The organism is Blastomonas fulva, from assembly GCF_003431825.1.
Taxonomy (GTDB): Bacteria; Pseudomonadota; Alphaproteobacteria; order Sphingomonadales; family Sphingomonadaceae; genus Blastomonas; species Blastomonas fulva.
In genome coordinates, this window is the sequence record NZ_CP020083.1 from 2097856 (window position 1) to 2109943 (window position 12088).

A 12088-nucleotide genomic window follows, 5' to 3' on the forward strand; every position below is an offset into this window, starting at 1 on the left:
TACCAATTGTGGCCGGTTGCTCAAGATAATGATGGGTTGCCCGCTATGGTGTCATCTGCGTGGTTTGCGGGGAGCGGTTTTGCCGGATGTCATCGGATCGGGCTTTGGCGGCGGCTTCCAGCCTTCAGGGGGCGTCACGCGCTGCTGGCTGGTTCCCAAGCCCATAGCACCCGGCTGCTGCCGTTCCACACCCAGCAAATCGGCTTCCTCGGCTTCAGAAGCTGTGGCGCCGCCGCGTATCAGACTGATCTTGTAACGGCATCTTTTTGCTTCCTCGAAGTCCAGTGCCCGTGCCGCAGCATCCATTTTCAGCTGCAGCTCATGTAATGTTTCGCTCATCGCTATCTCAGCTTTTTGATGGGTAATCCGTCAGCCTTCGCGCGGTCCTTCACCGATTCCTCGCTACGGGTCAGCGCTTTGGCCATGGCCTTCAACGGCATGCCCTTTTTTGCCAGTGCGTGGAGTTTCTGAATCTCTGCGCTGGTCCATGGTTGTCGATGTCGTTCGAATTTTTCTGCCATGTACGATGGTTAGTGGATCGTGAGCCCAACGGCGAGCACTTCGTGAAATCGCTCACCTGCCCGATGGTTAATGGTCACAGACCTGCTAGGCGTGGCAGCATGACCAACATCAACAGACTTTCCGGTATCGTCGACGTCGGCGGGCTTCATTATGAGTGGGAGGTGCGGAGCGAGCCGCAGTGGTGCGATTCCGAAGGCTGGAAAGGCGTGACGGTTGCCTTGCTGCAGAAGCATACCCAGCGCGAAGCCTTGCTGGAATTTCCCCCGCCGAAACGCTTGCTGAAGGGAATGCAGCGAGGCCGCCTTCAGATCAGCGATGCGATTGTATCAAGGGGAATTCAGGCAGCGCTGGATGCCGGCTGGGACCCTGCGTCTCGCGGAAAGCCGATGGTTTTCACGGTCGATGCGGATGGCAACTAGCCAGAGGCTGCCCTGCCGGGCAGGAAAACAGGATGAGCATATTGTCGAAAGCATGGAACGGCGAACAGGTCCGCAAATGGCTCGAATGCCGCATCGATGCGGCGCGTCTTGATCAGGCGGCGGCCGACAGGCGGGGGTATGAGGCTCGGGACGACTATGACAAGGCAGCGGCTGAAGAATGGGTGTGCCGAAGCCTGAGGATGGTTGCCGACAAGGATGATCAGGTCGCATTCGCCGATCGTCTCAAGCAATTGCTGGCACAGGATGAGTATGTGGTCACGGGCATCTACGACGATCGGCGTTTCGAACGATATGTTCGAGCCATTCTCAGGAAACTTGCCAAGATGACCAGGGCAAATGAGGGGTTCGAGAACACGCTGCGCTTTCAGTGAAGCCGGCGTCAGGCTGAATCATGGCACGCGTCTGCGTGGCCGCACGATCTACTTCTCGATCACGGATCCCATCGCCGCGCCGCTTCTCATGTCCAGAAAGGCCTTCTGGCGGTCGTCATGCGCAAGTGAGAGGAGGTATCGGCTTGCCTCCTTGTAGGTCAGAAAAGGGCGCCCATCGACGAAGACGGGAACGGTGCGGCCGTTGAAAATCCGGCGCAGCAACCGCCGCTGCGGCCTGTCTAGCGATTGACTGCGTTCTTCGGTGATGGCGGGGTCCTCAGCTGCGAAAGCTATCATGCAACTACCATCGACACGGCATGCAGGCATCCATTTTGTGCGGCGTGCTGCTTGATCCGAGATGTAATCTGGGGGCCGTCGGCTGCGCATCGGCGGCAGTGCCGTCACCAAGGGGTATGCGGTTGCGAACCAGTAGGGGAACCCGGTTTGAAGACGGTAGCCCCCGCGGCTCTGACGGCCCGGAACAGCGGGAGATGAGAACGCCCGGCCCGTGGACCCGGGCGTTCTGCGTCTCAGCTCGTGCGGTTGAACGTCGTCGTCACAATGTCGGGCATCCCTTCCGCGGCCCAGACAATCGTCTCGGTCATCGTCTGGGCGTCCTTCGCCGAGGTGTAGACACGTGTCGACACCCGCTTGCCGTCCCTTGCGAGCGTCATCACCAGTGTGGCGGGCTCGGGCTGGCGCAACGAGATGCTGTCGATGAAACCCATATTCCCTGTCACGGGAACCGCCACGCCGTCGAGACGGGCGGTGGACTCGGCCGTCATCCGTGATCCATCCGGAGCGATGATCTCGACCCGTGTGTTCCAATGCCCCTCCGTCGCCTCACGGAACGCGATGGTGACTGCACGCGGGCGTTCTGCGGAGGGGATTTGCGCCACATCGAGCGACCAGGTGCCGACCAGAGGCGAGGCGCCCGCGGGGACCACCGCCTCGGAACCCGGTGCCACGACATCTTCGAACGCACCAATCGAGGTCATCAACAGCCCGGCGGCGGCGAGGGGTAGGGCAATCAGCATCATCATCTTTCCTTTCGACCATGGGCCGTGCCTGTGCGGCGGCCTGTCCGAGCTATCGGTAGAGGGTGACTGTGATGACAGATCGATTTTCCTGTCCCAGATTTTCTGGGCGTCCAGCAAGCGGGCCAATTCGCGGCTGCTGCCTACCTCGGTCTTGCGCCGCGCTTCGCGCAGGCGTTCGTTGATCGAGGCTTCCGAGCGGTTGAGTCCTGCAGCGATTGATTTCACGGTATGCCCTTCGGCCAGCAACCGCAGGATTTCGAGCTCCTTGGCGTTGAGCTTGGCAGGCTCAATCGCAGGCGTCACGATCGTCGGGGGCAGGGCGGACATGCGCCTTGCTCACCACAGGTCCGCAAGAGCGTCCAGCACGATTTTTTTGGGAAGCGGCGGGCGATCGTTGGGATGGTCACGCCGGTGCGCCTTTCTGGACTGCCAAGAGACGCTATTGCGCGGGAGCGGCCCTTCGATCTGAAACCCAAAGGCGCGACGCGTCACCGGCTGCGTGTCGGCCAGTTGGGCGGTCTCAAAGGATGCAGCGGCCGATTTGGCGAGCTTCATGGCCAGTCGTTTGCCGCTGGGCAAATCAGTTGGTTTGTCGGTCAAGCGGACCAGGGCTCCGCGAGTGTCAAACGGGGAAAATTTGTCCGATCCGGTATCAACGAGCATCAGTCATGCATATCGTTAAGACCTCGACCCGTTCCAGTTCGCGCCAGGCGACGGCGAAATCGTCTGAAGTTGGTATCTTTCTTGGACATGGTTCATGCAACTCGTACGACCCTGCGACACACGATAGGTCACAGTTTGGGTCACACAGTTGGCGGGCGCCAAATGCGGAGCGAGAAGGCGAATCATTGTTTTCCAATAGCTTGCAGCTGAACGTGGCTGGGGTGGCAGGATTCGAACCTGCGAATGCCGGTACCAAAAACCGGTGCCTTACCACTTGGCGACACCCCAATGCCGTGCTCGCGGCGCTGTCGGGCGGTGTGGGCCGGGGCAGCGCGGGAGGCGCCTATATACGGAAAAGGCGCGGGCCGCCAAGCGCCTTTTTGGTGGCGCTGGCGGTGCAGGGCAGCAGGCGTGCTCGCGCGATCAGCCGATGCGGTGGACCCAGCCGTGCGGATCGGCGGCATCGCCGCGCTGGATCGACACCAAGGCCGAACGCAGCGCCGCAGTCACCGGGCCCGACTGGTTGCCGCCGATGGTGAAGCTGCCTTGCGGTGATTTGACCGTTCCCACCGGGGTCACCACCGCCGCGGTGCCGCAGGCGAAGGTTTCGCGGAGCTTTCCGCTCTGGGCATCGCTGCGCCACTGGTCGATCGAATAGGGCTCCTCGCGCACGGTCAGGCCCTGGCCGCGCGCCAGTTCGATTATCGAGTTGCGGGTGATGCCGGGCAGGATCGTTCCGGTCAGCGGCGGGGTGATGATCGAGCCGTCCTCGAACACGAAGAACAGGTTCATGCCGCCCAGTTCCTCGACCCATTTGTGCTCGGCAGCATCGAGGAACACGACCTGGTCGCAACCCTGCGCGGTGGCTTCGGCCTGCGCGACAAGGCTGGCAGCGTAGTTGCCGCCGCATTTGGCTGCGCCCGTTCCGCCGGGTGCGGCGCGGGTGTAATGCTGCGACACCCAGATCGTCACCGGGGCGACGCCGCCCTTGAAATAGGCGCCGACGGGCGAGGCGATGGTAATGAACAGATATTGTTTCGCGGGGCGCACGCCGAGGAAAACTTCGCTCGCAAACATGAACGGGCGCAGATACAGCGCGCCGCCATCGACCTTGGGAAACCAGTCGCTGTCGATCCGCACCAATTGCTCGACCGATTCGATGAACAGTTCGGGCGGCACCGCGGGCATCGCCATGCGCGCTGCGGATTCGTTGAAGCGCCGGGCGTTGGCATCGGGGCGGAACAGCGCGGTGCTGCCATCGCTCAGCCGATACGCCTTCATGCCCTCGAAGATTTCCTGCGCATAATGCAGCACCGACGAGGCCGGATCCATCGGGATCGGCGCGCGCGCGGTCACTTTCGCGTCGTGCCAGCCGCCCTTGTCCTCGTCATAGTGCACCACCACCATGTGATCGGTGAACAATTTGCCGAAACCCGGATCGGCGAGCGCCGCATCGCGCGCATCGGCGGGGGTGGGGTTTGAAGTCGGCTCAACGGCGAAGGGCAGCATGTCATCCCCTGAAAACTGCAAGGATTATGGGTGGTCGTCTGGTCCCGATCGCTGGCCTTGCTGCAACACGGGCTTGCCAAGACCTAATCGTGCTGGCAATCAAGGTCAACATGCCTGTCCCATCTTCCCCTTCAGCATCCGCCCTGTTTTTGCGCGAGGATGAAATCCGGCACGGCGTCGAGCTGCTGTTCTTCGGCTATACCCGGCTCACCAAGTCGATCGACGACCAGCTGGCCAAGCAGGGGCTGGGCCGGGCGCACCACCGCGCGCTGTATTTCATTGCGCGCAACCCCGATCTGACGGTGAGCCAGCTGCTGCGCGCGCTGGCGATCACGAAGCAATCGCTGGGCCGGGTGCTGACCGAGCTGCAACGCCGCAACCTGATCGAGACCCGCAGCGGCGAGACCGACCGCCGGCAGAAATTGCTGAGGCTGACACAGGCGGGCGCGACGCTGGAAGCGGAGCTGTTCGATGCGCTGCGCACGCGGCTGTCGCAGGCGTACCGGCGCGCAGGGCAGGAGTCTGTCACCGGCTTCTGGCGCGTGCTCGAAGGGCTGGTGCCCGAGGCTGACCGCGCGCTGTTGGCCGAACTGGGAAGCGAGCGGCGCCCCGGCTAACGCGGGGGGCCCAGCGCTGGGGCCAAGCGCGGGGGGCATGACGCTAGGGCATAGGCGATTGCCATGCTTGCCAAAGAAATCGCCGACATTTCCGCTTTGCGTCTTGCGCTGCTTCTGCAATTCTTGCGGAAATCAGGCAAAAACCAGGAGCGGACACCCCAATGGCAACCATGCGCAGCGTCGTGCTCAAAGCCCCGATTGCAGGCCTGCCGCAGCCGCAAGACTTCACCTTTGCCGACAGCGAAATCCCCGCGCTGGGCGAGCATCAGTTCCTGATCGAACACCGGATCGTCTCGGTTGACCCCGGCGTGCGGTCTAGGCTGTCGGCGACCGGGGCGAGCTATGCGCCGCCGATCCCGCCGGGCGGTCGCATCGACGGGTTCGTGGTGGGACAGGTGACAGAGAGCCGCAACGAGCGTTTTCCGGTCGGGACCTGGGTGACCGCGGGCGGCGGCTGGGCGAGCCACAGCATCGGCGATGGCCGCGGCTATATCATGCCGCTCCCTGACAACGGCCTGCCACGCTCTTTATGGCTGGGTATCCTCGGCATTCCCGGCATGACCAGCTGGTTCGGGCTGAAGCGCGTCGGCGCCATGCGCGAGGGCGCGCATGTGCTGGTGACGTCGGCGGCAGGCGTGGTCGGCGCGACAGCGGGGCAACTGGCCAAGGCCTGGGGCGCTGCCAGCGTGGTCGGGATCGCAGGCGGGCAGGACAAATGCGACTGGTTGACCCGTGAATGCGGGTTCGATGCCGCTATCGACTACAAGGGCACCGATGATCTCGCGGGCGCAATTGCCGCTGCGATGCCCAAGGGCGTCGATCTGTTGTTCGACAATGTCGGCAACGCGATGATCGACACCGTGCTGCCGCTGATGCGGTTAAACGGTCATATCGTGGTGTCGGGGCAGGTCGCAGACTACAGCGTGCCGCACGACCAGCGCGTCGGCATCACCAACACCGCCGAATTCATCGCCAAGCGCCTGACGATGCGCGGGCTGGTGGTGTTCGATGACATCCCGCAATTCGCCGCAGCGCAGGCCGAGATGGGCGGGATGATCCGCGACGGCAAGCTCGTGTACCGCGAGGAGCTGTTCGACGGGCTCGACCAGCTTCCGCAAGCGTTTTGTGGGTTGTTTACCGGCGCCAATTTCGGGCGGCGGCTGGTCCGGCTGGGAGACGCGTGATGGCGCACGAATTCCGCATCGAAGACCAGGTCTATACCCGATTCACCTTCGAACGCGACGGGCGGGTGCTGCGCGCGATCATCACTTCGGACCACCCGGTCAACGGGGTCGATGGCCCGATGCACGACGAGCTGGCGCGGGTGTTCACCGACCTGCAGCGCGACAGCGAAAGCGACATCATCGTGCTGACCGCCAGGGGCCGCGCGTTCTGCGCCGGCGGCGATTTTGCGTGGTTCCAGCAGCAGATCGACGACCCGGCGAGCTTCCGCGCGATTGCCTGGGATGCCAAGCGGATCGTCACCAGCCTGCTCGAGATGGAAAAGCCGTTGCTGTGCCGGTTGAACGGTGCGGCGGCGGGGCTGGGGGCGACGATCGCGTTGCTGTGCGACATCATCGTCGCCGACGAGAGGGCACTGATCGGCGATCCGCACGTCAAGGTGGGGCTGGTCGCGGGCGATGGCGGCGCGATGATCTGGCCGCAGCTGATCGGCTATGCCCGCGCCAAGGAACTGCTGATGACCGGCGACATGCTGACCGCGACCGAAGCCAAGGCGCTGGGGCTGATCAACCATGCTGTGCCGGGGGCTCAACTCGATGCCAAGCTGGGCGAAATCATCGCCAAGCTGCAGGGCAACCCCAAATGGGCAGTGCGCTGGACCAAGACGGTGACCAACATACCCTTGCGCGCACTCGCCGCGCAGATGATGGATGCGGCGATCGGGTGGGAGAGCGTCTCGAACTATCTCGGCGACCGGCGCGAGGCGGTCGCGGCGATGGCCGAGAAGCGTGCTCCGAATTTGACCGGGGAATGAGGGGGATGCTGGTGACCTTGTTCGTCATTCCCGCGAACGCGGGAATCCCGCCTTATTGCTCCACCGCCGTGCGGAAGCGGGACCCCCGCCTTCGCGAGGGTGACGGAGAGGGGACAGGCGAATGACCCTGCAAACCTTCACCGACGAACCCGATCACGTCTCCGCGCTGCGCGCGACGTTGCAGCGGTTCCTTGCCGAGCACGCCCCGCGCGAGGCGCGGCAGGCGTGGGACAAGGCGGCGCGCTGGCCGCGCGATGTCTACAGCAAACTCAATGCGTTGGGTCTGACGGCTCTCACCGTGCCGGAGGAGTTCGGCGGGGCAGGGCAGGACCTTGTCGCGGCGATCGCGGTGATCGAGGAGTTGGCGGCAGGCGGCCCGTGCCTCGCAGGTCCCTTCATCCACACCAGCTTCTACGGCGGCATGAACCTCAGCGAAAACGGCTCGCCCGAGCAGAAGGCCGAATTCCTGCCGAGGCTGGCCAAGGGCGAGCTGTTCTTCGCTTATGGCCTGTCCGAACCCAATGTCGGCGGCGACCTTGCCAGCGTCGAGACCCGCGCGGTGCGCGAGGGCGACGATATCGTGATCAACGGAGCTAAGCGCTGGTGCACCGGCGCGGACTGGGCGGATTACATCTATTGCCTCGTGCGCTCGGGTCCGCCTGAAGACCGCTACAAGAACCTGTCGTTCGTGCTGGTGCCGACCAAGGCCGCCGGCGTGACGATGCAGGATATCGAGCACGTCAACCTGCGCTACACCCACAGCCAGGACGTGTATTTCGACAATGTGCGGCTGCCGGTATCCGCGATCGTCGGGGGCGAGGCGATGTGGAACAAGGGCTGGAAGCTGCTCGCGGGCCGCGCGCTCGATGTCGAGAAGCTCGAGATTTCCGCGGTGGCGCTCGGCATCGCCCGCGCCGCGATCGACGAGGCCTGGGGCTATGCGCAGGAGCGCGTCCAGTTCGGCAAACCAATCAGCCAGCATCAGGCGATCCGCCACAAGCTGGTGACCGCGCGGACCAAATGGCAGGCGGCGCGGCACATGCTCTACCACGCCGCATGGCTGGCCAATGAAGGGCGACCGTGTTCGGTCGAGACCAGCATGGCCAAATTGTTCGTTGCCGACATGGGCGTCGAGATCGCGCTGATCTGCCAGCAGGTGATGGGCTCCTATGCGCTCAGCGATGCCTATGAGATGGAACGCCACGTCCGCGATCTGCTCGGCATGCCGATCGTCGGCGGGTCGAGCGACATGCAGAAGAACAATCTGGCGAGCTTGATGCGGTTGTGATGGACCTGCGCGCACGCGTGTTTTCCTTCGTCACCCTGAACTTGTTTCAGGGCCCATGCCACGTCCGGGTCAGGATGGTCGATCACGAGAAATGGGTCCTGAAACAAGTTCAGGATGACGGCAGTGGGATAGGATAGGGATTTTTTCATGAAGCCACTCGAGAGCGTCGATCCCCTGGGCCATGTGGTCGCGATGCTGCTGCCCGGCATCGCCGCGCGCGGTGACGAGATCGAGGAGGCGCGGCGACTGCCTGCTGACATTGCCCAGAGCCTTGCCCGCGCCGGGGTCTTCAACATGGTCCGCCCCAAGAGCCTCGCCGGTCTGGAGATGGCGCCGCTCGATCTGGTGGGCGTGCTGCATGCGATCGCCCGCGCTGAAGCCAGCACCGGGTGGTGCGCGATGATCGGCGCGACCACTGCGATCAACGCCGCCTATCTGCCGCATGATGTCGCCGCCGAGGTCTATGCCGATCCGCACTCGATCACCGGCGGGGTGTTTGCGCCGATGGGCCGCGCCGACGACATGGGCGATCACTACAAGGTCACCGGTCGCTGGCAGTGGGGATCGGGCAGCGCCAATTGCGACTGGCTGTGCGGCGGCGCGATGGTGTTCAAGGACGGGGAGCTGCAGCGCTTCGACAATGGCGCGCCGTATCACCGGATGATGATCTTCCCGGCAAACGAAGTCGAACTGCTCGACACCTGGCATGTGATGGGGATGAAAGGCACCGGCTCGGGCGATATCGCGGTCAGGGATGCGATCGTCCCCAAGGCGCGCAGCGTCTCGCTGATCGCCGACAAGCCGGTCGAGCAGGGGCCGCTCTACCAGTTCCCGGTGTTCGGGCTGCTCGCGATGGGGGTCGCCTCGGTGGCCTTGGGCAATGCGGCGGGTGCGATGCACGAGATCAAGGCGCTCGCCCGCGCCAAGAAGCCGCAGGGCGGCCAGCGCACCATGGCCGAACGCACCGTGGTGCAGACCGACCTGATGCGCGCCGAGGCGAAATTGTCGGCGGCGGAAGCCTTCTTCCGCGAGAGCATCGCCGAATGCTGGGAGGGCGCGACGACGCGCGGCGAACTGTTGCCCGAGGAACGCGCCAAGCTGCGGTTGGCAGCGACCCATGCGACCGAAACCTCCGCCGATGTCGCCAAGACCGCGTTCACCATCGGAGGCGGCAGCGCGGTCTATCTGACGAGCTCGCTCCAGCGCCGCTTCCGCGATGCGCATGTCGCGACGCAACACATCGCGACCGCGAGCAGCGTGTATGAGCTGGTCGGGCGAGTGGCGCTGGGGCTGCCGACGGATACGGGGATGCTGTAATCTCTCCGCCTCTCCCTTGATGGGATCGCGGTGTGGTCCAGCTTTTCTCCCCTCCCGCCTGCGGGAGGGGTGGCCGAAGCCCGGGGTGGGCCCGCGCCAACGCCAGTTCAGGCCCACCCCGGCCCGGAAAACCCGGCCTGCCCCTCCCGCAAGCGGGAGTGGAGAGGCGTCGCTTCTTCGAACTAACCGCTCAATACGCCCCGGCAGACTCCCGCACTACGGCGATCCCCGCCTCGCGCTGGCGCTTCAATTCCTGCTTCAGCTTGACCGGGTCCTCGGCGATCACGAAGCCGAAGCTGACCCCGCCTTCCTTGCCGATGGTCGCGTGGTGCAATTTGTGCGCCTGGACGATGCGCTTGGCGTAGCCGCTTTTGGGTACCCAGCGGAAATAGCGCTGGTGGACGAGGCCGTCGTGGATCAGCGTGTAGATCGCGCCATAGATCATCACGCCGATGCCCATCCATGTCGCCGGCTCCCACAACCATGCCCCGATGACGAACAGGCTGATCGAGATCGCCGAGCCGACAATCGCATAGAGGTCGTTCTTCTCGAGCACATTGTCATGCGGTTCGTGATGGTCGCGGTGCCAGCCCCAGCCCCAGCCGTGCATCACATATTTGTGGCTCCACCAGGCGACGAATTCCATGAACGCGGTGGTGGCAATCACGATGCCGAGATTGATAAGAGCCTGCATGGTCACAAGAATAGGCGCAATCGCCGCCGGTTTGAAGAGGGCTCGTGCAGGCGGTTGCAGCCGCAACCAAATACGCGCTGGATTTGGCCCGGCGCATCTGCCAAGCGACGGGCACAAACGCCCAAGATACGAAGGTTTCTGGTGATGGCCCAAGCAAAGACGCTCTATGAAAAAATATGGGACGCGCACGTCGTCGACCAGCGCGACGATGGCACCGCGATCATCTTCATCGACCGGCATCTTGTCCATGAAGTCACCAGCCCGCAGGCGTTCGAGGGGCTTCGCATGGCAGGGCGCAAGGTGCGCAGGCCCGATCTGACGCTTGCGGTTCCCGATCACAACGTGCCCACCACGCCGCGCGTTGATGCAGCGGGCAAGCGCATCGCAATCGCCGATCCCGAAAGCCGCGCCCAGCTCGAGGCGCTCGAGCGCAATGCGCCTGCGTTCGGCGTTCCGTATATCGATGCGACCGACGTGCGGCAGGGGATCGTCCACGTGATCGGCCCCGAACAGGGCTTCACGCTGCCCGGCTGCACCATGGTGTGCGGCGACAGCCATACCGCGGCGCACGGTGCGCTGGGCGCGCTGGCGTTCGGTATCGGCACCTCCGAGGTCGAGCATGTGCTGGCGACTCAGACGCTGCAGCTCAAGCGGTCGAAATCGATGGAAATCTGCGTCGAGGGCGATCTGCCCCCGGGCGTCAGCCCCAAGGACCTGATCCTGCACATCATTGGCCAGATCGGCGCTGCCGGCGGCACCGGCCATGTCATCGAATATCGTGGCCGTGTGTTCGAGCAGATGTCGATCGAGGGGCGGCTGACGGTCGCCAACATGTCGATCGAAGCGGGCGCGCGCGCCGGGTTGATCGCGCCCGATGATGCGACCTTCGCCTATCTCAAAGGCCGCCCGATGGCACCGAAGGGTGCCGATTGGGATGCGGCGGTCGCCTATTGGCGGACGCTCAGGACCGATGACGGCGCGGTGTTCGACCAGAGCGTGGTGATCAACGCTGCCGAAATCGCGCCTTCGGTCACCTGGGGCACCAGCCCCGAGGACGTCGTGCCGATCACAGGGCACGTTCCCGATCCCGAAAGCTTTGCCGATCCGTCGAAGCGTGCGGCGGCGGAAAAGTCGCTGGCCTATATGGGGCTGACCGCGGGAACGCCACTCAGCGAAGTGCCGGTCGAGCACATCTTCATCGGCAGCTGCACCAACAGCCGGATCGAGGATCTGCGCGCCGCCGCAGCCGTGCTCAAGGGTCGCCGCAATGCGCCTGGCATCAAGTCCGCGCTGGTCGTGCCCGGCTCGGGTCTGGTCAAGCGCCAGGCCGAAGAAGAGGGTCTGGACCGCATCTTCATCGACGCCGGCTTCGAGTGGCGCGAGCCGGGCTGCTCGGCGTGCCTCGGCATGAACCCCGACAAGGTGCCCGCAGGCGAGCGCTGCGCCTCGACCTCGAACCGCAACTTCGTCGGTCGCCAGGGCCCCGGCGCGCGCACCCATCTGGTCAGCCCCGCCATGGCGGCGGCAGCGGCGGTGACAGGTCGGCTCAGCGATGTGCGGACACTGGTCTAGGGATTTGGTCTGGGGATTTGAACGCTGCGCGACCGGGCGCACGACAGCAGGGGAATGAA

At 64.2% G+C, this 12088-nt stretch carries 15 protein-coding genes and 1 tRNA gene; 8 read left to right on the forward strand and 8 right to left on the reverse strand.

Features of this window, described 5'->3' with window-relative positions; translation table 11 throughout:
• Positions 1–51 precede the first annotated feature (51 nt).
• Both B5J99_RS09745 and B5J99_RS09750 read right to left on the reverse strand, forming a co-directional pair.
• On the reverse strand, positions 52–339 hold the full coding sequence (locus tag B5J99_RS09745) for a UvrB/UvrC motif-containing protein (RefSeq protein WP_117352299.1): 288 nt from the start codon (positions 337–339) through the stop codon (positions 52–54).
• Between the two features lie 2 nt (positions 340–341).
• A complete protein-coding gene (locus B5J99_RS09750; protein ID WP_082382070.1) occupies positions 342–521 on the reverse strand; it encodes a hypothetical protein in 180 nt (59 codons plus the stop codon).
• 99 nt (positions 522–620) lie between these two features.
• Here B5J99_RS09750 and B5J99_RS09755 point away from each other — a divergent pair, with 99 nt between their 5' ends.
• Positions 621–941, forward strand: a complete 321-nt coding sequence (locus tag B5J99_RS09755) for a hypothetical protein (RefSeq protein WP_054133368.1) — start codon at positions 621–623, stop codon at positions 939–941.
• 32 nt (positions 942–973) lie between these two features.
• Positions 974–1333 carry a hypothetical protein gene (locus tag B5J99_RS09760; protein ID WP_117352300.1) on the forward strand — a complete coding sequence of 120 codons (360 nt, stop codon included), beginning with the start codon at positions 974–976 and terminating at the stop codon, positions 1331–1333.
• Positions 1334–1381: 48 nt separating this feature from the next.
• On the opposite strand, the gene B5J99_RS09765 is transcribed toward B5J99_RS09760, so the two are convergent.
• From B5J99_RS09765 to B5J99_RS09785, 5 genes are all read right to left on the reverse strand, one after another.
• Complete coding sequence (locus tag B5J99_RS09765; protein ID WP_117352301.1) at positions 1382–1630, reverse strand: hypothetical protein; 249 nt, start codon at positions 1628–1630, stop codon at positions 1382–1384.
• 233 nt (positions 1631–1863) lie between these two features.
• Entirely contained in the window at positions 1864–2700 is an 837-nt protein-coding gene (locus B5J99_RS09770; RefSeq protein WP_117352302.1) for a helix-turn-helix domain-containing protein, read from the reverse strand.
• A 9-nt stretch (positions 2701–2709) separates the two neighbouring features.
• Positions 2710–2973 (reverse strand): hypothetical protein, encoded by a 264-nt coding sequence (locus tag B5J99_RS09775; RefSeq protein WP_162892546.1) that lies wholly within the window; start codon positions 2971–2973, stop codon positions 2710–2712.
• A gap of 276 nt (positions 2974–3249) precedes the next feature.
• Positions 3250–3324 (reverse strand) — tRNA-Gln (locus B5J99_RS09780).
• A gap of 135 nt (positions 3325–3459) precedes the next feature.
• Positions 3460–4545, reverse strand: a complete 1086-nt coding sequence (locus tag B5J99_RS09785; protein WP_117352304.1) for a branched-chain amino acid aminotransferase — start codon at positions 4543–4545, stop codon at positions 3460–3462.
• A gap of 110 nt (positions 4546–4655) precedes the next feature.
• Here B5J99_RS09785 and B5J99_RS09790 point away from each other — a divergent pair, with 110 nt between their 5' ends.
• The 5 genes from B5J99_RS09790 (at position 4656) to B5J99_RS09810 (ending at position 9763) form a co-directional block, all read left to right on the forward strand.
• Positions 4656–5162: a MarR family winged helix-turn-helix transcriptional regulator gene (locus B5J99_RS09790; RefSeq protein WP_054133661.1), complete on the forward strand. Its 507-nt coding sequence runs from the start codon at positions 4656–4658 to the stop codon at positions 5160–5162.
• Between the two features lie 161 nt (positions 5163–5323).
• Positions 5324–6346 (forward strand): NADP-dependent oxidoreductase, encoded by a 1023-nt coding sequence (locus B5J99_RS09795; RefSeq protein ID WP_069049456.1) that lies wholly within the window; start codon positions 5324–5326, stop codon positions 6344–6346.
• A complete protein-coding gene (locus tag B5J99_RS09800; RefSeq protein WP_117352305.1) occupies positions 6346–7158 on the forward strand; it encodes an enoyl-CoA hydratase/isomerase family protein in 813 nt (270 codons plus the stop codon). Before B5J99_RS09795 ends, B5J99_RS09800 begins: the two co-directional genes overlap by 1 nt.
• Before the next feature lie 121 nt (positions 7159–7279).
• On the forward strand, positions 7280–8446 hold the full coding sequence (locus B5J99_RS09805; protein WP_117352306.1) for an acyl-CoA dehydrogenase family protein: 1167 nt from the start codon (positions 7280–7282) through the stop codon (positions 8444–8446).
• Positions 8447–8593: 147 nt separating this feature from the next.
• Positions 8594–9763: an acyl-CoA dehydrogenase family protein gene (locus tag B5J99_RS09810; RefSeq protein ID WP_117352307.1), complete on the forward strand. Its 1170-nt coding sequence runs from the start codon at positions 8594–8596 to the stop codon at positions 9761–9763.
• A 190-nt stretch (positions 9764–9953) separates the two neighbouring features.
• Here the strand turns inward: B5J99_RS09810 and B5J99_RS09815 are convergent, their stop codons facing one another.
• Positions 9954–10457 carry a sterol desaturase family protein gene (locus tag B5J99_RS09815; protein WP_054133313.1) on the reverse strand — a complete coding sequence of 168 codons (504 nt, stop codon included), beginning with the start codon at positions 10455–10457 and terminating at the stop codon, positions 9954–9956.
• Positions 10458–10601: 144 nt separating this feature from the next.
• Between B5J99_RS09815 and leuC the strand changes: the two genes are divergently transcribed.
• Positions 10602–12029 carry a 3-isopropylmalate dehydratase large subunit gene (gene leuC, locus B5J99_RS09820; RefSeq protein WP_117352308.1) on the forward strand — a complete coding sequence of 476 codons (1428 nt, stop codon included), beginning with the start codon at positions 10602–10604 and terminating at the stop codon, positions 12027–12029.
• The last annotated feature ends 59 nt before the right edge of the window (positions 12030–12088 follow it).

Excerpts from the sequence above, each read along its gene's own strand:
- B5J99_RS09755 (WP_054133368.1), top strand. The coding sequence starts at position 621 with ATGACCAACATCAACAGACTTTCCGGTATCGTCGACGTCGGCGGGCTT.
- B5J99_RS09750 (WP_082382070.1), bottom strand. The coding sequence starts at position 521 with ATGGCAGAAAAATTCGAACGACATCGACAACCATGGACCAGCGCAGAG.
- B5J99_RS09805 (WP_117352306.1), top strand. The coding sequence starts at position 7,280 with ATGACCCTGCAAACCTTCACCGACGAACCCGATCACGTCTCCGCGCTG.
- B5J99_RS09785 (WP_117352304.1), bottom strand. The coding sequence starts at position 4,545 with ATGCTGCCCTTCGCCGTTGAGCCGACTTCAAACCCCACCCCCGCCGAT.
- B5J99_RS09800 (WP_117352305.1), top strand. The coding sequence starts at position 6,346 with ATGGCGCACGAATTCCGCATCGAAGACCAGGTCTATACCCGATTCACC.
- B5J99_RS09745 (WP_117352299.1), bottom strand. The coding sequence starts at position 339 with ATGAGCGAAACATTACATGAGCTGCAGCTGAAAATGGATGCTGCGGCA.
- leuC (WP_117352308.1), top strand. The coding sequence starts at position 10,602 with ATGGCCCAAGCAAAGACGCTCTATGAAAAAATATGGGACGCGCACGTC.
- B5J99_RS09760 (WP_117352300.1), top strand. The coding sequence starts at position 974 with ATGAGCATATTGTCGAAAGCATGGAACGGCGAACAGGTCCGCAAATGG.
- B5J99_RS09815 (WP_054133313.1), bottom strand. The coding sequence starts at position 10,457 with ATGCAGGCTCTTATCAATCTCGGCATCGTGATTGCCACCACCGCGTTC.
- B5J99_RS09765 (WP_117352301.1), bottom strand. The coding sequence starts at position 1,630 with ATGATAGCTTTCGCAGCTGAGGACCCCGCCATCACCGAAGAACGCAGT.
- B5J99_RS09770 (WP_117352302.1), bottom strand. The coding sequence starts at position 2,700 with ATGTCCGCCCTGCCCCCGACGATCGTGACGCCTGCGATTGAGCCTGCC.
- B5J99_RS09790 (WP_054133661.1), top strand. The coding sequence starts at position 4,656 with ATGCCTGTCCCATCTTCCCCTTCAGCATCCGCCCTGTTTTTGCGCGAG.
- B5J99_RS09810 (WP_117352307.1), top strand. The coding sequence starts at position 8,594 with ATGAAGCCACTCGAGAGCGTCGATCCCCTGGGCCATGTGGTCGCGATG.
- B5J99_RS09795 (WP_069049456.1), top strand. The coding sequence starts at position 5,324 with ATGGCAACCATGCGCAGCGTCGTGCTCAAAGCCCCGATTGCAGGCCTG.